This is a genomic window from Kitasatospora sp. MAP12-44, assembly GCF_029892095.1.
Classification (GTDB): Bacteria; Actinomycetota; Actinomycetes; order Streptomycetales; family Streptomycetaceae; genus Kitasatospora.
This window is the reverse complement of record NZ_JARZAE010000004.1, coordinates 5,386,268-5,403,144: the sequence shown is the minus strand read 5'-3', so window position 1 is coordinate 5,403,144 and position 16,877 is coordinate 5,386,268. Positions and strand designations below refer to the sequence as shown.

At 69.9% G+C, this 16,877-nt stretch carries 17 protein-coding genes; 7 read left to right on the top strand and 10 right to left on the bottom strand.

The window, feature by feature from the left end:
• The first annotated feature begins 275 nt into the window (after positions 1–275).
• The 4 genes from sodN (at position 276) to P3T34_RS25000 (ending at position 3,270) form a co-directional block, all read left to right on the top strand.
• Positions 276–671, top strand: coding sequence for a superoxide dismutase, Ni (gene sodN / locus P3T34_RS25015; protein ID WP_280668284.1), 396 nt, complete (start codon positions 276–278; stop codon positions 669–671).
• 124 nt (positions 672–795) lie between these two features.
• Positions 796–1,272 carry a GNAT family N-acetyltransferase gene (locus P3T34_RS25010; RefSeq protein WP_280668283.1) on the top strand — a complete coding sequence of 159 codons (477 nt, stop codon included), beginning with the start codon at positions 796–798 and terminating at the stop codon, positions 1,270–1,272.
• A 272-nt stretch (positions 1,273–1,544) separates the two neighbouring features.
• A complete protein-coding gene (locus tag P3T34_RS25005; RefSeq protein WP_280668282.1) occupies positions 1,545–1,967 on the top strand; it encodes an anti-sigma regulatory factor in 423 nt (140 codons plus the stop codon).
• Between the two features lie 208 nt (positions 1,968–2,175).
• Positions 2,176–3,270 (top strand): SigB/SigF/SigG family RNA polymerase sigma factor, encoded by a 1,095-nt coding sequence (locus P3T34_RS25000; protein WP_280668281.1) that lies wholly within the window; start codon positions 2,176–2,178, stop codon positions 3,268–3,270.
• A 66-nt stretch (positions 3,271–3,336) separates the two neighbouring features.
• On the opposite strand, the gene P3T34_RS24995 is transcribed toward P3T34_RS25000, so the two are convergent.
• The 3 genes from P3T34_RS24995 to P3T34_RS24985 all read right to left on the bottom strand — a co-directional run bounded on the left by P3T34_RS24995 (position 3,337) and on the right by P3T34_RS24985 (position 4,988).
• Positions 3,337–4,089 (bottom strand): hypothetical protein, encoded by a 753-nt coding sequence (locus P3T34_RS24995; protein ID WP_280668280.1) that lies wholly within the window; start codon positions 4,087–4,089, stop codon positions 3,337–3,339.
• Positions 4,090–4,181: 92 nt separating this feature from the next.
• A complete protein-coding gene (locus P3T34_RS24990; RefSeq protein WP_280668279.1) occupies positions 4,182–4,493 on the bottom strand; it encodes a hypothetical protein in 312 nt (103 codons plus the stop codon).
• Between the two features lie 84 nt (positions 4,494–4,577).
• On the bottom strand, positions 4,578–4,988 hold the full coding sequence (locus P3T34_RS24985; protein ID WP_280668278.1) for a hypothetical protein: 411 nt from the start codon (positions 4,986–4,988) through the stop codon (positions 4,578–4,580).
• 51 nt (positions 4,989–5,039) lie between these two features.
• On the opposite strand from P3T34_RS24985, the gene P3T34_RS24980 reads away from it, so the two are divergent.
• Positions 5,040–6,011 carry a diacylglycerol kinase family protein gene (locus P3T34_RS24980; RefSeq protein ID WP_280668277.1) on the top strand — a complete coding sequence of 324 codons (972 nt, stop codon included), beginning with the start codon at positions 5,040–5,042 and terminating at the stop codon, positions 6,009–6,011.
• A gap of 373 nt (positions 6,012–6,384) precedes the next feature.
• Positions 6,385–6,636 (top strand): WhiB family transcriptional regulator, encoded by a 252-nt coding sequence (locus tag P3T34_RS24975; RefSeq protein ID WP_014138019.1) that lies wholly within the window; start codon positions 6,385–6,387, stop codon positions 6,634–6,636.
• A 395-nt stretch (positions 6,637–7,031) separates the two neighbouring features.
• Here P3T34_RS24975 and P3T34_RS24970 read toward each other — a convergent pair whose 3' ends face one another.
• The 6 genes from P3T34_RS24970 to P3T34_RS24945 all read right to left on the bottom strand — a co-directional run bounded on the left by P3T34_RS24970 (position 7,032) and on the right by P3T34_RS24945 (position 14,963).
• Complete coding sequence (locus P3T34_RS24970) at positions 7,032–8,540, bottom strand: PAS domain-containing sensor histidine kinase (RefSeq protein WP_280672367.1); 1,509 nt, start codon at positions 8,538–8,540, stop codon at positions 7,032–7,034.
• Between the two features lie 487 nt (positions 8,541–9,027).
• Positions 9,028–10,089, bottom strand: a complete 1,062-nt coding sequence (locus P3T34_RS24965) for an SIS domain-containing protein (protein ID WP_280668276.1) — start codon at positions 10,087–10,089, stop codon at positions 9,028–9,030.
• Between the two features lie 107 nt (positions 10,090–10,196).
• Positions 10,197–11,750 (bottom strand): glycoside hydrolase family 3 N-terminal domain-containing protein, encoded by a 1,554-nt coding sequence (locus P3T34_RS24960; protein WP_280668275.1) that lies wholly within the window; start codon positions 11,748–11,750, stop codon positions 10,197–10,199.
• Positions 11,751–11,759: 9 nt separating this feature from the next.
• A complete protein-coding gene (locus P3T34_RS24955; protein WP_280668274.1) occupies positions 11,760–12,599 on the bottom strand; it encodes a carbohydrate ABC transporter permease in 840 nt (279 codons plus the stop codon).
• Positions 12,596–13,597, bottom strand: coding sequence for a sugar ABC transporter permease (locus P3T34_RS24950; protein WP_280668273.1), 1,002 nt, complete (start codon positions 13,595–13,597; stop codon positions 12,596–12,598). Before P3T34_RS24950 ends, P3T34_RS24955 begins: the two co-directional genes overlap by 4 nt.
• A gap of 103 nt (positions 13,598–13,700) precedes the next feature.
• Complete coding sequence (locus P3T34_RS24945) at positions 13,701–14,963, bottom strand: extracellular solute-binding protein (protein ID WP_280668272.1); 1,263 nt, start codon at positions 14,961–14,963, stop codon at positions 13,701–13,703.
• Between the two features lie 333 nt (positions 14,964–15,296).
• Here P3T34_RS24945 and P3T34_RS24940 point away from each other — a divergent pair, with 333 nt between their 5' ends.
• A complete protein-coding gene (locus tag P3T34_RS24940; RefSeq protein ID WP_280668271.1) occupies positions 15,297–16,109 on the top strand; it encodes a GntR family transcriptional regulator in 813 nt (270 codons plus the stop codon).
• Positions 16,110–16,115: 6 nt separating this feature from the next.
• Here P3T34_RS24940 and P3T34_RS24935 read toward each other — a convergent pair whose 3' ends face one another.
• Positions 16,116–16,844, bottom strand: coding sequence for a 4'-phosphopantetheinyl transferase superfamily protein (locus P3T34_RS24935; protein WP_280668270.1), 729 nt, complete (start codon positions 16,842–16,844; stop codon positions 16,116–16,118).
• Positions 16,845–16,877 lie beyond the last annotated feature (33 nt).

Below are 16,877 nucleotides of genomic sequence, written 5' to 3'. Positions count from 1 at the left end.
CGCTCCTCCGGCTCCGGGCCGACATCCGCTGCCCCGGCATCCGCTGGGCCGACGTCAGAATCCCGTCGCTTCGCCGCCATTCGTGTCCGCCTCCTGGTCCCGGCAGGCCGCCCGCGGCCATGCGTCCACGGTCCAGCATCGCGCATCTCGCGCGTACGTCCGATATCTGCCGGTTCCGGCTCGTTCTTTTGCCCTAGGCCGCCGTCCCGGCCGAGAGATCCAGGGGGCAAACGGGTAGTCTCGGCCGCGGGAAGACGATCTAAGGAAGGACTCCCATGTTCTCTCGTCTGTTTGCTCCGCGGGTGACCGCGTTCGCGCACTGTGACCTGCCCTGCGGTGTCTACGACCCGGCTCAGGCCCGGATCGAGGCCGAGTCGGTGAAGGGTACTCAGGAGAAGTACCAGGCCAACGAGGACGCGCACTTCCGCGCTCGCGCCATCATCATCAAGGAGCAGCGCGCCGAGGCCGTCAAGCACCACCTGTCGGTCCTGTGGAGCGACTACTTCAAGGCCCCGCACTTCGAGAAGTACCCCGAGCTGCACCAGCTCTTCAACGACGCCCTGAAGGCCGCCTCGGCCACCAAGGCCTCGACGGACCCGAAGACCGGTCAGGCGCTGCTCGACTACATCGCCCAGATCGACACGATCTTCTGGGAGACCAAGAAGGCCTGAGGCCTCGGTCGCACCGTGCGGATGCCCTTCACTCCTACGAGTGAGGGGCATCCGCCGTTCGGGTGGACCGAATGGCATCGAATTGACGGCCTGATCGGCCTGCCACCCCAGTAGGCTCGAAGACATGATCAGGCAAGCCACCGTGGACGACGTCCCGACCATCATCGAACTGGTCCGCGAGCTCGCGGACTACGAGAAGGCCCTGCACGAGGCGAACGCCACCGAGGATCAACTGCGCGAGGCGCTCTTCGGCGAGCAGCCGGTCGTCTTCGCCCACATCGCGCAGGACGACGACACCGGGGAGACCGTCGGCTTCGCGCTCTGGTTCCGCAACTTCTCCACCTGGCGCGGAACCCCCGGCATCTACCTGGAGGACCTCTACGTGCGCCCCGCGGCGCGCGGCGGCGGCCACGGGAAGGCGCTGCTCACCGAGCTGGCCAGGATCGCCGTGCAGCGCGGCTACGACCGGTTCGAGTGGTCGGTGCTGGACTGGAACGAGCCCTCGATCGGCTTCTACAAGTCGCTCGGCGCCGAGCCGATGGAGGAGTGGACCGTCCACCGGCTGACCGGGGACGCGCTGCGGGCCCTGGGAGCCTCCTGAGACGCAGGTAGGAATCACGTCGGATGACTGCCCCAGATGGGCGCCGGGGCCTACCATGAGTCACCCTCGGGCCGTCCGGGGCCGCGACATCCGTCCGCCGATAGCGGTAACGTCTCGGGCGGACGGCCTGCGTCCGGTGCCGCCCGGCTGGGTAGGACCCGGTACGTACCGCACCACCCCTCAAGACAGTTGGGGCGAAGCAGTTGAGCCAAGCAACAGAACGTGCCGCGGCCTTGGGGTCACAAGCACAGCGCGTCACCCAGGAGGTGAGGGTGTCCCAGATCGACGGCGATGCAGAGACGAAGGCCGCCAAGGATTTCGTCGAGGTCCGGCTGCCCGCGCAGGGTGCCTACCTCTCGGTACTGCGGACGGCCACGGCCGGACTCGCGGCCCGGTTGGACTTCACTCTCGACGAGATCGAGGACCTGCGCATCGCGGTGGACGAGGCCTGCGCCATCCTGCTCCAGCAGGCGGTGCCGGGCTCCGTGCTCTGCTGTGTGTTCCGGCTGGTCGGAGACTCACTGCGAGTCACCGTCTCGGCCCCCACCACGGACGGTCGGGCGCCCGAACGCGACACCTTCGCCTGGACGGTGCTCTCCGCACTGGCCGGCGAGGTGGAGTCGACGGTCGCCGAGGACCGGACGGTCAGTATCAGCCTGCACAAGAAGCGCGGCGGGTCGATCAGCCAGCCGTGACCTCCCCACCGGCCCTGCGGGTCGGCCGCGATCGACGGAGTCGAACCCCCGGAGCGGTTCGCTCCCGTTCCGGGGGCGAACCGGAGTACAACCAATGTGATGGCCCGGTCCGCGCAGGCGGCCGGGTGCTCCCGGAACGGAACGGGGGATCGCCGTGAGTGATCTGGATCGCACTGCTGCTGTCGGGCCCAGGCCCACCGAGCTGCCCATGACCGATCTGCCGATGGGCGAACCGCCCGCTGAAGGCCGCGCCGCGCACGGTACGGCGGCCGGCCGCCGTACCGTACCGGCCCAGCCGGGCGGGTCCGATTCGGGGCCCGCCTCCCACGACGACGCGCACCCGAAGGACGCCCACCGGATGAGCCAGCCGACCGACCCGACGCCGGAGCCCACGGCAGCCGCGCTGCCGGACCAGGCACCGGCAGGCCTGCCGGAGGCCGCGGGCGACGCCGTGGCAGAGAGCGCAGAGTCCACCGAAATCACCGAAATCACCGAGCCCGTTCGCGCCTCGGTCCCCGCCCAGCTGATCCCGCACCACCGCTCCGGGGCCCCGGACCGGGAGGCCGCCCGAGCGCTGTTCGTCAAGCTCTCCACGCTGCCCGACGGCTCGCCCGAGCGCGTGGAGCTGCGCAACCAGCTGGTCCGGATGCACATCCCGCTGGTCGAGCACCTGGCCCGGCGGTTCCGCAACCGCGGCGAGCCGTTGGACGACCTCACCCAGGTCGCCACCATCGGCCTGATCAAGTCGGTGGACCGCTTCGACCACGAGCGCGGAGTGGAGTTCTCCACCTACGCCACGCCGACCATCGTCGGCGAGATCAAGCGGCACTTCCGCGACAAGGGCTGGGCGGTGCGGGTGCCGCGCCGGCTCCAGGAGCTGCGGCTCTCGCTCACCACCGCGACCAGCGAGCTCTCCCAGCGGCACGGCCGCTCCCCCACCGTGCACGAGCTGGCCGAGCACCTCGGGATCTCCGAGGAGGACGTGCTGGAGGGCCTGGAGTCCGCCAACGCGTACAGCACGCTGTCGCTGGACGTCCCGGACAGCGACGACGAGTCGCCGGCCGTGGCGGACACCCTGGGCGCCACGGACGAGGCGCTGGAGGGCGTCGAGTACCGCGAGTCGCTCAAGCCGCTGCTGGCCCAACTGCCGCAGCGCGAGCAGAAGATCCTGGTGCTGCGGTTCTTCCGCAACATGACCCAGTCGCAGATCGCCGCCGAGGTGGGCATCTCGCAGATGCACGTCTCCCGGCTGCTGGCCCGCACCCTGGCCCAGCTGCGCGACAAGCTCCTCGTCGAGGAGTGACGGCCTGAGGACGCCGAGAGGGGGGAGGAGCCGCGGCTCCTCCCCCCTCTCGCACGTCCGGGTGCCTCAGGCGCGGCGACCGCGGCGGCGGAGCCCGAAGGCGATCCCGCCACCGCCCACCAGCAGCGCGGCGCCCAGCCCGGCGATCGTGCCGGTGCCGCTGGAGCCGGTGAAGGCCAGCTCCGGGCCCTGCCCGGCCGCCTTGGACGGGCTGGGCTTGGTGGGCGTGGCGGTGGTGCTGGTCGCGACAGTGTCGACCGCGTTGGGGTTGACACAGTCCGGCGCACCCGCGACCACGGCCGAGTGGAAGTCCCGGGCTGTGTCGAAGATCGACACGCCGGGGTGGACATCGTCGCCGAAGCTCAGCAGCACGTTGTCGGGCTTGTTCTTGAAGTTCCTGCCCAGGGTGATCCGGGCGTCGATCACCCGATCGTCCACAGGGCCGGTCGCGTCCCGCGCCAGATCGACGTCCTTGGTGTTTTGATCCCCCGGAATCCCCCCGGCATTGATCCGGTGCCAGCTCTTCGTCGCGGGGTCACGGACATCGATCTCGGCGTCGCAGGCCCCGAACGTCCCGGGGTTCAAATAGCCGGAACCGGGACTCGTCCCGGTCCACACCTTGAAGCTCGCCGCGGGCAGCTTCCAGTCGATGTGGTTGGCGGACTTCACGGAGACCTGGAACTCGTGCGGCTTGCCATCCTGCGGAACCACGTCCGGAAGGCCCACGAAGGAGACGCTCAGGCCCGTGATCGCGATAGAGCGGCCGGCGTAGATGTCGGAGAAGACATCGGACTTGGGGCTCAAGGTCGCGTAGGCCAAGGTCGTAGCGTACGTGTCGGCCGGCTGTTGAATCTTGAGCCGTATCCGGTAGCTGTGACTCGACTTCGGCTTGAGGTCCAGCACCCCGTCGCTCAGCTCACCGGCCTTCCAGGACGGGCGCCCGGGAGGTTGACGGCGAGCGGCTTCCAGGCGCCGTCCGCACCGTCCGCGTACTCCGCGCTGAACACGGATCCGGAGTCGAAATACAGATGGTCGCCGGTCACGTCCTTGTCCGTGGGGTTGGTGACGGTCACCAGGCCCTCGCTCCAGCCCCCGCCGACCTCCACCGTCGTGAGTCCGGTGAAGTCGATCTTCGGCTGTGCGTCGTCGGCATGCGCCGGCACGGTCAGCAGAACGGATGACGTGATGGCCGAGGCGGCCAGCACGACGAGACGACGTCTCACCTATTGCCCCCAGGAAACAGGCGGCAGTGTGCTGCCGCTGCAGCGCGAGGTACCCCCTCAGCGCTCCCGGAGCCTATCCGAACGTCAGTTCGTGGACTGGTACAGCGCCTCGGTGACCCGCGGGGTGAGCAGGGCGACCATGCCCAGCAGGCCGAAGAGCCCGATCAGGATGCCCAGCGCCGCCGTCAGGCCGCCGATCTGGGCCATGAAGTACGCCACCGGCAGGCAGAGCGTGTGGATCAGCACCGAGGGGCTGCGGCCCCAGCGGCGCAGCCGCAGCAGGCCCCAGGCGGCCGCCAGCGGCAGGACGCCCATCAGCAGGATGACGACCCCGCCGAACTCGTTCAGGCCCTGGTTGCGGGTGTCCTCGACCAGGCCGGCCACGGTCATGTAGAGGCCCCAGGCGGCCAGCGCCGCGCCTTCCACAGCGGAGAGGGCGGCTCCGACGAGCAGCAGCGGGGGCCGGGCGGCGGGGGTGGCGGTTTCTGCGGTCACCCCAGCAGGGTAGCCGCCGTCCGATACGGGCCGGGCCGTAGGCTGAGCCTCATGCGCGCGCTTCTGGTCGTGAACCCGAAGGCCACCACCACCAGTGGCCGTACCAGGGATGTCCTGACACACGCCCTGCGCAGTGATCTCAAGCTGGAGGTCGCGGTCACCCAGTACCGCGGACACGCCCGGGACCTGGCCCGCGAGGCCGCCTCTGACGGCACGGTGGACCTGGTGGTGGCGCTCGGCGGAGACGGCACCGTCAATGAGGTCGTCAACGGGCTGCTCGCCCACGGACCATCCGAACGAGTGCCTCGGCTGGCCCTGGTCCCCGGCGGCAGCACCAATGTCTTCGCCCGGGCACTCGGCCTGCCCAATCACCCGGTGGAGGCCACCGGCGTCCTGCTGGACGCGCTGGAGAACCGCCGGGAGCGGGCGATCTCGCTCGGCAAGGCGATGTCGGAAGGGCTGCCGGACCGCTGGTTCACCTTCACGGCGGGCCTGGGCTTCGATGCCGGGGTGGTCGGCCGGGTCGAGGCCCAGCGCAGGTCGGGCCGCAGGTCGACGCACGCGCTCTACGTCCGCGAGGCGGTCAGGCACTTCATCACCGAGCGTGAACACCGCCGCCATGGGCCGGTAACGGTGGAGATTCCGGGGCGCGCACCGCAGTCCGGACTGGTGATGACCATAGTGTCCAACACCTCCCCGTGGACCTTTTTGGGGAATCACCCAGTGGTGCCCTCGCCCGAGTCATCCTTCGAAACTGATCTGGATGTCTTCGGCGTCACTCGAATGACGGCGCTCGGGACCATTCGTACGCTCCGTCAGATGTTGCGGCCGCACACTCCTTCGGACCAATCCGGAAGGGACCAGGGACCCACCGGCAAACACGTCGTCTCCTATCACGACGTCAGACACTTCACCTTGGTTTCACAGGAACCGGCCCCATTTCAGGTCGATGGGGACCACCTTGGAGACAGGAGTCGCGTCAGTTTCACAGGCGTTCGCCGGGCACTGCGTGTGATTGTGTGACCAGAAGGGGGTCCCGCCCTTCTTCTCGAACGCGCTAGCCCCCTTCACCCCATAGAAGTACGGGCTGTGAGCTAGGCGACACCGAAGAATCAAAAATTCCTACTCGAAGGGGGTTGTATCCGAGCCCGAGGTTTGCGAACCTCTACATGGCGATCGGGACACGTCGCAGCGGGACACCGCGACGCATCCCCACTGAGCATCCCGACTGGGAACCTCTCAGGACTCGCCCGAACCCCCCCTCAGCTCAGACCGCCAGGCCGTAGAGGCCTTCGGCCGCTTTTGCCGTTGCGGGATTCGTGAAAGCGTTCACATTCACAAGCCATCGAAGCGCCGAACCGGGCTACCGCCTGTCGGCAGGAGGAGTTGGACGACCATGGATTGGCGTCACCGCGCAGTCTGCCGCGAAGAGGACCCGGAGCTGTTCTTCCCGATCGGGAACACCGGTCCTGCTCTGCTGCAGATCGAGGAGGCCAAGGCCGTGTGCCGCCGCTGTCCCGTCATGGAGCAGTGTCTGCAGTGGGCTCTTGAGACCGGCCAGGACGCCGGCGTCTGGGGCGGTATGAGCGAGGACGAGCGTCGTGCGATGAAGCGCCGTGCCGCCCGCAACCGCGCCCGCACCGCCTGAGCGACTTCCTGTAATACCGCACGTTAGCACCACCGGTCAGCCCGTCTGACCAGCTGATCACCATACGATCAAGGGCTTCGCTGCCACTCTGTCGAAGCCTTCCGCAGGATCTGGCCGCGCCTCGGCGCGGCCGCTGTGGCACAGCTCGGCCCGGACACTTGATACTGTTCACGCAGAGCAATATTGTGGACCTGGGACGCTTACCGTACGCAACACCACGGTGCGAGCGACCTGCCGGTGCCCGCTGTCAGCCGACAGTGCCACCCCACCAAAGAGCCCCCGTTCCGACCGACTCCCCCCGACGGCCGGAACGGGTTGAGAGGCCCTGCCGACCCACCCCCCCCGGTCGGCAGGGCCTCGTTTCTCTTATCCGGCCCTGCCTGCGCGACCCGCCGTCAGCGGACCGGGATCTCCAGCACGACCTTCGTGCCGCCGTCCGGTGCCGCGACCATGTCGAAGGTCCCGCCCAACTCCCCTGTCGCCAGCGTGCGGACGATCTGCAGGCCGAGATTGCCGGCCTTCTGCGGGTCGAAGCCCTCGGGCATCCCCCGTCCGTCGTCCTGCACGGTGATCAGCAGGTACTCCTCCGGCTTGGCGCCGCCGTTCCAACTCTCGGACCAGCCCATGCCGCTGGCCGGCGCGCGGCCGCGCAGTGCGCTGACCTCGACGCGGCCGGGCGCCTTGGGACCGAACGCGTGCTCCAGGGCGTTCTGCAGCAGCTCGGTGAGCACCATCGCCAGCGGGGTGGCCACGTCGGCGGAGAGGATGCCGAAGCTGCCGCTGCGCCTGGTCGTCACCTGGCCCTCGTGCGACAGCTCCATCACCATGGCGAGCACCCGGTCGGCGATCTCGTCGAAGGCGACCCGCTCGTCCAGGTTCTGCGACAGCGTCTCGTGCACGATGGCGATCGAGCCGACCCGGCGGACCGCCTCGTCCAGCGCGGCTCGAGCGGCCTCCGAGTCCATCCGGCGAGACTGCAGGCGCAGCAGCGCGGCCACCGTCTGGAGGTTGTTCTTCACCCGGTGGTGGATCTCCCGGATGGTCGCGTCCTTGGTCATCAGTTCGCGTTCGCGGCGCCGGAGTTCGGTGACGTCGCGGGCCAGCACCAGCGAACCGGTGTGCACGCCCTTGGGCTTGAGTGGGATGGCGCGCAGGGTCACCACGCCGCCCTGGGCCTCCACTTCGGTCTGCCGGGGGGCCCAACCGCTCGCCAGTTTGACCAGCGCCTCATGCACCGCGCCGCGCGACGGGAGCGACAACTCCGAGGTGGTGCGCCCGAGGTGACCACCCACCAGATCCGTGGTGAGGCCGAGCCGGTGGTAGGCGGAGAGCGCGTTGGGGCTGGCATAGGTGACGATGCCCTCGGCGTCCAGCCGGATCAGCCCGTCGCCGACCCGCGGCGCGGCGTCCATGTCGACCTGCTCGCCGGCGTAGGGAAACGTTCCTGCAGCGATCATCTGGGCCAGGTCCGAGGCGCTCTGCAGGTAGGTGAGCTCCAGGCGGCTGGGGGTCCGCACCGTGAGCAGGTTGGTGTTGCGGGCGATCACGCCCAGGACCCGCCCCTCGCGCCGGACCGGGATCGACTCCACCCGCACCGGCACCTCCTCGCGCCACTCCGGGTCACCCTCGCGGACGATCCGGCCCTCGTCGAAGGCGGCGTCCAGCAGCGGACGGCGGCCGCGCGGGACCAGATGGCCGACCATGTCGTCCTGATAGGAGGTCGGACCGGTGTTCGGGCGCATCTGGGCCACCGAGACGTACCGGATGCCGTCCCAGGTCGGGATCCAGAGCACCAGATCGGCGAAGGAGAGGTCGGAGAGCAGCTGCCACTCCGAGACCAGCAGGTGGAGCCACTCCACGTCGGCACCGGTGAGGGTGGTGTGGCGGCGGACGAGTTCGTTCAACGAGGGCACAGGGCGAGCGTAGCCGGGATGGGTTCCGGGGGCCTTGGCCGCAGTTGTCCAGACCAATCCCGGCGGACTCCTGGACAACCCCGATTGGTCTAGTCCACAATGAAGAAGCACCAAGGAGAGACCCCCCGCGCAACTGCCCTGACCGCGCGCGGTCGCTCCTCGGTCGGTCGCCGCCGCAGCCGGACCCCGCACAGTCCCGCTGCCGAGCGTCCCTCGCGGACGTGGCGCCCGACGACAGCTCCGGGCTGCGGTGTCGCATGGGTTGAGGGTCCCATGTCGACGCCGTGGCCCGTAGTGCTTCCCGGTCGAAGGGACGACAGCTCCGGGCTGCGGTGTCAGGGGCCCCTCCTGCCCGATGCCGGGCAAGGAGGGCGGGTTGAGGGTCCCATGTCGACGCCGTGGCCCGTAGTGCTTCCCCGCCGCAGTGATGCGCGAAGGCCCCCGGATCGCCGAGCGATCCGGGGGCCTTCGCGTGCGGTCAGTGCGTCTCGGTGACCTTGGCCAGCGCGCGGGGGGCGTCCGGGTCCTGGCCGCGGGCGATGGTGACCTCGTAGGCCAGCTGCTGCAACGGCAGGATCTCCAGGATCGTCTGGACCTCCTCGGGCACGCCGGCCGGCAGCGCGAACCCCGCCGAGGCGGCGTCCACCTGCTCCTGCTGCCCGATCACCACGAGGTCCGCGCCACGTCCCCGCAGGCGGTCCAGGACCGGCTGCAGGGCCTCTCCGCCCTTGCCGTCCGGGACGATGGCGATGACCGGCGAGACGTTGTCCACCATGGCCAGCGGGCCGTGCAGCAGGTCGGCACCGGAGAACGGGGAGGCCGGGATGTAGGTGGTCTCCATCAGCTTCAGCGCCGCCTCGCGGGCGGTCGGGTAGCCGTAGCCGCGCGAGGTGATCACCAGGCGCTGGGCGAAGCGGTAACGCTCGGCCAGCGCCTTGACCTCGGCGTGCCGGGACAGGATGCCCGCGGCCAGCTCCGGCAGCACCTTGGCGGCCGCGCCGTCGCCGCCCCGCAGGCCCTCGACGAAGAGGTAGAGCGCCAGCAGCTCGGCGGTGTAGGTCTTGGTGGCCGGCAGCGCCTTCTCCGGCCCGGCCAGGACGTCGATGTGGAACTCGGAGACGTCGGCCAGCGGCGAGCCGGGGTTGTTGGTCACCGCGAGGGTGATCGCGCCGGCCTCGCGGGCCGCCTTGGTGGAGGCCACCAGGTCGGGCGAGCCGCCGGACTGGCTGACCGTGATGACCAGCACGTCGCGCAGGTCGGGCTTGGCGCCGTACGCGGTAGTGGTGGACATCGAGGTGAGGCCGGCCGGCTTGCCGAGCAGGACCTCGATCAGGTACTTGGCGTACAGCGCCGCGTTGTCCGAGGTGCCGCGCGCGGTGAGCAGCACAAAGCGCGGGTTGCGGGCGGCGATCTCGGCGGCGATCTCGCGGATCTTCGGCGCGCCCTCGTCGAGGATGCGCTGCAGGACGGCCGGCTGCTCGGCCATCTCCGCCGCCATGATCCGTCCAGGGGTCACGGAGCTGGTCTGCGTGTCGGACATCTGTGGAGCCTCCGATGAAGAGATGGTTCAACCCCGCCGGGCGGCTGCCCGGAGAGGACCTCTTACGGCGGCGAGTCCGCACACTCGTGCCAGGGCCGATCCTATCGTCAGCACTGCGCGGACGGCTGCCCGGTGAGCACCTCGACGGCGGCCAGGCCGCAGACCCGCGCGGCGCCGTGGGTGGCGATGTGCAGCGCGCCGACCGGCTCGGCCTGCGGGACGCCCATCTCGACCACCAGGGCGTCCGGACGGGCCGCGAGCAGGGCGCGCAGCGCCGCCGCCATCCAGTCGTGCCGGTGCGTGTCGCGCACGACCAGCACCAGCCGCCGGCCCTCGGCGGCCGCCAGCACCCGGGCCACCAGCGCGTCCAACCGCCCCGGCTCGGCGGCCTGCGGGCCGATGCTCTCGGTCCTGGTCCCGGGCAGCCGGGCGGCCAGCATGCCCGCCACGCCCCACGGGGTCTCGTCGCCGACCGCGATGTTCGCCTGCGGGGAGAACGAGGCCACGTACGGGCGGTCCGTCACCGGGGTGAACGCCTGGCCGGGCGCCGCGGTGACCCGCAGCGCGCGCCGGGCGGCGCGCAGGCCGATCGACAGGTCCGGCTCGCCGTTGCCGCCTTGAGCCGAGATCCGTGCCCAGCTGCCCAGTGAGCGCACCCGGGCGGCGGCCTCCGCCAGCCGCTCCTGCGGGATCCGGCCCGAGCGGACCGCCTCCACGATGGAGTCGCGCAGCCGCAGCACGGTCTCCTCGTCCGCCAGGCCGCCACCCACGCAGATCGCGTCGGCACCCGCGGCCAGCGCCAGCACCGTCCCCTCCGCGATGCCGTAGGTGTCGGCGATGGCGCCCATCTCGATGCCGTCGGTGACGATCAGGCCGTCGTAGCCGAGGCCACCGTCCGCCGCGCGGGCCCGCAGCAGGCCGCTGAGCACCGCCCGGCTGAGCGTGGCCGGGTGCACCGGGTCCAGCGCCGGGATCATGATGTGCGCGCTCATCACGGCCTTGGCGCCGGCCGCGATGGCGGCCCGGAACGGGACCAGGTCGCGCGAGCGCAGCAGGTCCACGTCGACGTCCACCACCGGCAGGCCGTGGTGCGAGTCGACCGCGGTGTCGCCGTGGCCCGGGAAGTGCTTGGCGCACGCGGCCACGCCGACCGACTGCAGGCCCTCCACCCAGGCGGCGGTGTGCCGGGCGCACAGCTCCGGGTCGGCGCCGAAGGAGCGCACCCCGATCACCGGGTTGCCCGGGTTGGAGTTGACGTCCGCGGAGGGCGCCCAGTTGTAGTTGATGCCGCACTCGGCCAGCGCGCGGCCCAGTTCGCGGGCCACGTCGCGGGTCAGGGCGGGGTCGTCGATCGCGCCGAGGGCGAGGTTGCCCGGCCAGGAGGAGCCGGAACCGGCCTCCAGGCGGGTGACGTCGCCGCCCTCCTCATCGATCGCGACCAGCACGTCCGGGTTCTCCCGGCGCAGCGCGGCGGTGAGCGCGGCCAGTTGGGCCGGGTCGGTGACGTTGCGTCCGAAGAGGGCGACCGAGCCGAGGCCGGCGGCGAGCTTGCGAAGCACCCACTCGGGCGGGGCGGTGCCCTCGAAGCCGGGCTGCAGGACCGTCAGGGCGTCGCGGTGCAGCTGCTCGCTGTCCTGCACGCTGGGGATGAGGATGCTCATGGTGGCCACTCAGCCCTTCACTGCGCCGGCGGTCATCCCGCCCACGGCGTTGCGCTGCAGGAACAGGAAGATGATCAGCACGGGGATGGCGAACAGGGTGGAGGCGGCCATCGTGGCGCCCCAGTCGTCGCCGAAGAGCGACTGGAAGGACGTCAGCCACAGCGGCAGCGTCTGCGCGGTGCCCGGGCCGGTGGCCTTGTTGAGGATCAGCACGAGCGGCAGCTCGTTCCAGGCGGTGATGAAGCCGAACAGCGAGGTCGTCATCAGCCCCGGGGCGAGCAGCGGGAACACCACCCTGACGAAGGCCTGGGCCCGGGTGCAGCCGTCCACCATTGCGGACTCCTCCAACTCCTTGGGCACCGCGGCGATGAAGCCGCGCAGCGTCCAGATCGTGAAGGGCAGCACCATCATCATGTAGAACAGCGTCAGCGGGACCAGGCTGTTCAGCATCCCGCCGTCCCGGACGATCATGTAGACGGCGATCGTCATGACCTCCCAGGGCGCCATCTGCGCCAGCATGATCACCAGGACGAAGGACTTGCGGCCGCGGAACCTCATCCGGGCGATCGCGAAGGAGGCCAGCGTCGCGATGACCAGCGAGCCCAGCACCGCGAGCACGGTCACCAGGAAGCTGTTGCCGACCATCTCCCAGAACTGCGCGGCGCCGGTGGCGGTGCTGAAGTGCTCCAGCGTGCCGCGCAGCGGGAAGAAGACCGGGGTCTTGCTGACGATGTCGGTGTTCTGCTTGAAGGCCGTGCTGAACATCCAGTAGACCGGGAACAGGAAGAAGACAAAGAGGACGACCGCGATGACGTTGGGCCAGCCGCGTCCGATGATCGAGCGCCTCACAGCTCGTCCTCCTGCTTCAGAATGATCCGGAAGTAGTACGCCATCAGCACGAGCAGCATCAGGATGGTGAGCACGGCGATCGTCGCGCCGATGCCGTAGTGCTGGTTGCCGGTGCCCTGGATGTAGGCGTAGAACGGCAGCGTCTGGGTGAGTCCCTGGGGGCCGCCGGCGTTGACGGCGAGGATCTGGGTGAAGGACTTGAAGACCCAGATGATCTCCAGGAACGTGGTGCTCAGGAAGAACGGCTTCAGGCTGGGGAAGACCACCCAGCGGAAGATCCGCCACGCTCCGGCGCCGTCCATCCGGGCCGCCTCGTAGAGCTCGGCCGGGATGGTGGTCAGGCCCGCGTACATGGTGAAGGCGACGAACGGGATCGACTGCCAGACGATCAGCAGGACGATCACGAAGAACGTGCCGGTCTGCGAGCTGTACCAGTTGTGGTCCGCCATGGAGTGCCAACCCAGCTGGTCCAGGAACCAGTTGACGACACCGAAGCGGGAGTCGAAGAGCCAGCTGAAGACGGTGGCGGCGGCCACGATCGGCATCGCCCAGGCGAGCATCAGGCTGACCTGGAGCAGGATCCGCATCTTCTTGCCGAGCCGGTTGAGCAGCAGCCCGACCAGCGTGCCGCCACCCATGATCAGCACGACGTTGACGGCTGTGAAGGCGATCGTGCGGCCGGTGGTGTGCCAGAACTCCGAACTGGTGAGCTGGTCCGTGTAGTTGGCGAAGCCGTTCCACTCGGTCAGGTGCAGGATCAGCTGGCGCTTGTTCAGGTTCTGGAAGGAGAGCTCGAACGTCTTGACCAGCGGCCAGCCCAGCAGGGCCAGGGTGGCCACGATGGCCGGCAGCAGCAGCAGGTAGGGCGCGCCGCGGCTCAGCAGGCTCGGACCGGGGACCGGTCTGCTCGGGCCCGCGCCGCCGCCGGGGTGCCTCCCGGCGATGGCGTCCCCCGGCTCCGGGGACCGTGTCCGCACCCGCTCCGAATGCACAGCCATGGTTCTCACTTCCTCACACCTGGCCCGACAAGTGGCCACAACAGGGCAGCGGCGCCGCCCACCGCCTCCGTGGGGAGGGCCGGGTGGGCGGCGCCGCTCAGGACTACTGCTTCTGGCCGAGAAGCTGCGTCATGGTTGCGTCGTACTTCTTGGCGGTGGAGTCGTAGTCCGCACCCTGCAGGACGGCGGCCAGGAAGTCCTTGATCGGGTTCGGGGTGTTCTCGACGTTCGACCAGTTCGGCGTGTTCGGCGTGGTGGCGCCGTTGGTGCTGGCCGGGATGGCCGCCTGGGCGAACGGGGTGGTGGCCAGCGAGTCCAGCGACGGCTTGTTCGGGATCAGGCCGGTCGAGGCCATCTGGCCCTCGTACTTGTCCGACAGCATGATCTTGAGCAGACCCTTGGCCAGGTCGGGGTTCTTGGTGTCCTGGGCGACGGCGAGGTTCGAGCCGCCGAGGAAGACGCCGGACGGCTTGTCGGCGGTCGCGCCGGGGAGCGCGAAGTAGCCGACGTCGGCGGCCGGGATGTCCTTGGGGTCCGGAGCCTCCCAGCCCAGGCCGATCATCGCGCCCACGTCGCCCTTGGAGAAGACCGTGGTCTGCTCCGGGGTGGCCTCGTCCTTGTCCTTCGGGGCGCTGGAGTAGCTCTGCAGCTTCTGGAAGGTCTGGAAGGCGGCCTTGGCCTCCGGGGACTCCAGGTTGCCGACCCAGGTGCTGCCGTTCTGCTTGGCAATCTGGCCGCCGGCGCCCGAGAGCAGGCCGAAGTAGGTGTACCACTCCTCGCCGGGCAGGTAGATCGGCTGCGAGACGCCGGCGGTGGTCTTCAGCTTGTCGAGGTCGCCGTAGAACTCGTCCAGGGTCTTCGGCGTCGCGGTGATGCCGGCCTTGGTCCAGAGCGCCTTGTTGTAGATGACCACGCGGTTGGTGAAGTACCAGGGCGCGGCGTACTGCTTGCCGTCCAGCACCGAGGAGGCGTTCAGGTTGGCGGCCCAGTCGCTGCCGCCGAGGTCGGCCTTGGCGGCGGTCAGGTCGAGCAGGCCGCCGGTGGCCGCGTAGCCCGCGGTCTGGGTGTTGCCGACCTCCAGGACGTCGACGGAGTTGTCGGAGAGGCCGGTGGTGACCTTGGCGCCGATCCCGTCCCACTTCTGGATCTGGATGTTGAGCTTGGCACCCGGGTACTGCGCCTCGAAGTCGGCCTTGACGCCGTCCTGCCAGGACTGCGGGGCGGAGCCGGACATGAGCCACGCGGTAACGGTCTTGCCGTTGTACTGCCCCGCGCTGCCCGCGTTGTTCTTGGCGGACGAACCACACGCCGCGACACCGACGACCATTGCTGCGACGCCGACCGCCGCGATGAGCTGACGCTTCACGCCATCCTCCTGAGGGATGCCCGGGTTGCCCTCCGTCGGAAGCCTGCGACAAACCCCTGCAAATCGGTGGGGAAGGGGCGTCGAGAACCCTGGAGATGGGCTTGGATTCATGGTTGGTCTGCAGTGGTGTAGACCAGATGCCAGGAGCTTGGCCTAGACCAATGGGTGTGTCAACGGGCCGAAGACCAATCCGGACCACCCGTTATCAAGCCGACACCGCTCATCGTTCATCGTGTGATGAGGTGCCCGTCGCCCGGACATACGTGCAACGATGTGTGCCGTTAACGAGGCGGCGGGATCATCAACGGTCTCGCGAGGAGCGGAGAAGCGGCCATGAGCAGCGACGGGGGCACCACGGCCCAGCTTCGGGCGAACCACCCCCAGCCGATCGACCAGCCCGCACCGACCGGTGCGGGTACGGACCCGGTGGCGGCGCGGGTGCCCAAGTACTACGGGCTGAAGCGACACCTGCTCCAGCTCACCGAGACCCAGCCGGCCGGCACTCCCGTACCGCCCGAGCGCGCGCTCGCCGCGCAGTTCGACACCTCGCGGACGACCGTCCGGCAGGCGCTGCAGGAGCTGGTCGTCGAGGGCCGACTGGAGCGGATCCAGGGCAAGGGCACCTTCGTCGCCAAGCCCAAGGTCGCGCAGGCCCTCCAACTCACCTCCTACACCGAGGACATGCGGGCGCAGGGCCTGGAGCCCACCTCGCGGCTGATCGAGGTCGGCTATGTCACCGCGGACGACCGGCTGGCCCCGCTGCTGGACATGAAGCCCGGCGGGCGGGTGCTGCGGATCGAGCGGCTGCGGCTGGCCAACGGCGACCCGATGGCCATCGAGGTGGCCCACCTGTCCGCCAAGCGGTTCCCGGCGCTGCGCCGCAACCTGGTCAAGCACAACTCGCTCTACACCGCGCTGCGCGAGGTGTACGGCGTGGTGGTGGCCGAGGCCGAGGAGACCATCGAGACCACGCTGGCCAACCCGCGCGAGGCCGGGCTGCTCGGCTCCGACCTCGGGCTGCCGATGCTGCAGCTCGCACGGCACTCCTTCGACGCCGAGGGGGCGCCGGTGGAGTGGGTGCGCTCGATCTACCGCGGGGACCGGTACAAGTTCATCACCCGGCTGCAGCGGCCCAGCCAGGCGTAGGAACGGTCAGAGGGTCGCGAGGAGGGTCGCGAGCAGGGCGTCGCCGTCGTGCTCGCGGATCGCGCCGAGCGGCGCCAGCGCCGCGAGTGAGCCGAGGTAGCCCTCGCCCGGCGTGACCGGGTAGAGCCAGGCCTCCACGCCGGAGAGCACCGGGCCGGTGAACGGGCCGCCGTCGGTCGGCGGCTTGAGCTCCACCTCGGTCAGCGGCTTCAGCAGTCCGGTGCCGAAGGCCTTGAGCACCGCCTCCTTGGCCGTCCAGAGCCGCAGGAACGCCCCGGGGAACTCGGCGGGCGGCTGCGCTTCCATCCAGCGCGCCTCGGCCGGGGTGCAGGCGATGTCGGCCATCCCCTCGGTGATCGGCGCGTTCGCCAACGGCTCGACGTCCAGGCCGATCCGGATCCCGTCGGCGATACCGACCCCGACCCGCTCGCCGGAGTGGGTCACCGTCAGTTCGAGCGCGCTGTCGTCCAGACGCGGTCTGCCGTGCGGCCCGCCGCACTCCTCGCACCGCCGGACGACGGGGAGTTCGCCGAGCCGGTCCGCGGGCGCGCCGGTGTATGCGGCGACGGCGGCGCGCAGCAGCAGGGCCGCCGTCACCGAGCGGCGGCGCTCGGGCTCGCTGCGCAGAGCGGCGGCCTTGTGCCGCTCCGCGTCGGAGAGTTGGGCGAGCAGCGACTGCGGGAGGTCGGTCGGCCGGGCCCACCAGATATGGGTGGCGTTCGGTTCTAGGGGCATGGCGGCACGCTATCGGGTGCGCCACTGTTCGCA

What these genes read in the sequence shown, in the direction of transcription:
- P3T34_RS24960 (WP_280668275.1), bottom strand. Translation starts at nt 11,750, where the DNA reads ATGAGCATCCTCATCCCCAGCGTGCAGGACAGCGAGCAGCTGCACCGC.
- P3T34_RS25010 (WP_280668283.1), top strand. Translation starts at nt 796, where the DNA reads ATGATCAGGCAAGCCACCGTGGACGACGTCCCGACCATCATCGAACTG.
- sodN (WP_280668284.1), top strand. Translation starts at nt 276, where the DNA reads ATGTTCTCTCGTCTGTTTGCTCCGCGGGTGACCGCGTTCGCGCACTGT.
- P3T34_RS24980 (WP_280668277.1), top strand. Translation starts at nt 5,040, where the DNA reads ATGCGCGCGCTTCTGGTCGTGAACCCGAAGGCCACCACCACCAGTGGC.
- P3T34_RS24940 (WP_280668271.1), top strand. Translation starts at nt 15,297, where the DNA reads ATGAGCAGCGACGGGGGCACCACGGCCCAGCTTCGGGCGAACCACCCC.
- P3T34_RS25000 (WP_280668281.1), top strand. Translation starts at nt 2,176, where the DNA reads ATGACCGATCTGCCGATGGGCGAACCGCCCGCTGAAGGCCGCGCCGCG.
- P3T34_RS24950 (WP_280668273.1), bottom strand. Translation starts at nt 13,597, where the DNA reads ATGGCTGTGCATTCGGAGCGGGTGCGGACACGGTCCCCGGAGCCGGGG.
- P3T34_RS24965 (WP_280668276.1), bottom strand. Translation starts at nt 10,089, where the DNA reads ATGTCCGACACGCAGACCAGCTCCGTGACCCCTGGACGGATCATGGCG.
- P3T34_RS24935 (WP_280668270.1), bottom strand. Translation starts at nt 16,844, where the DNA reads ATGCCCCTAGAACCGAACGCCACCCATATCTGGTGGGCCCGGCCGACC.
- P3T34_RS24975 (WP_014138019.1), top strand. Translation starts at nt 6,385, where the DNA reads ATGGATTGGCGTCACCGCGCAGTCTGCCGCGAAGAGGACCCGGAGCTG.